The sequence below is a fragment of the Polaromonas glacialis genome, assembly GCF_000709345.1.
Taxonomy (GTDB): Bacteria; Pseudomonadota; Gammaproteobacteria; order Burkholderiales; family Burkholderiaceae_C; genus Polaromonas; species Polaromonas glacialis.
The window spans coordinates 1-551 of the sequence record NZ_JMDZ01000059.1 but is presented as its reverse complement, the minus strand read 5'-3'; the positions used below and the strand labels follow the sequence as shown (position 1 = coordinate 551).

Below are 551 nucleotides of genomic sequence, written 5' to 3'. Positions count from 1 at the left end.
CCAGCAGCATTGCAACGTCCCTGTGCAACTGCGCTGGACAGATCTGCTGGTCACCCTGTGGCGGCGCCGGCACCGGCGTCGGCGCCACGCACTGACTCCACACCTGCATCCAGGCGCACATACCGCCACGGGTGAACAAAGCCAGGCCCTGGGGTTGAACGGCCGATCGGCCAAGCACCTGTTGGCGCAGATCTTCGTAGCGTGCAACCAGACTGTCGTCGCGCAGCAGCGGCGCAAGCGACACGGGTATCAGCGCCGTTTTTTTTTGCGCAGCAACTGCCGCTCGATGCTGCGAGGGTGAACTTGCACCCCGAAATTTTGGTGCACCAACTCGGCCAGGCGCTCCGCACGAATATCCGGATCGGTAGCACGCGCCTCGCAGATGAACTGCAGCACCGTTGGCGTGAGTTTGTGGCCACCGTGCGGACCACTCTTGTGGGCGAGTAAAGCGGCCAGGCCGCCGCTCTCGAAGGCCGTCATGGCCTGGTAGAACGAGGGACGCGAAAAGCCGCAGGCCTTGGCAGCCTCGCTGATCGAGCGCTTGTCGATGT

At 63.7% G+C, this 551-nt stretch carries 2 protein-coding genes; both read right to left on the bottom strand.

Features of this window, described 5'->3' with window-relative positions; translation table 11 throughout:
- Positions 1-244 (bottom strand): hypothetical protein (locus EC86_RS29755; RefSeq protein ID WP_029523734.1); only part of this gene is annotated, 244 nt, incomplete at its 3' end.
- A gap of 5 nt (positions 245-249) precedes the next feature.
- The coding region (locus tag EC86_RS0100320; protein WP_029523733.1) for a helix-turn-helix domain-containing protein at positions 250-551 on the bottom strand (302 nt) is incomplete at its 5' end.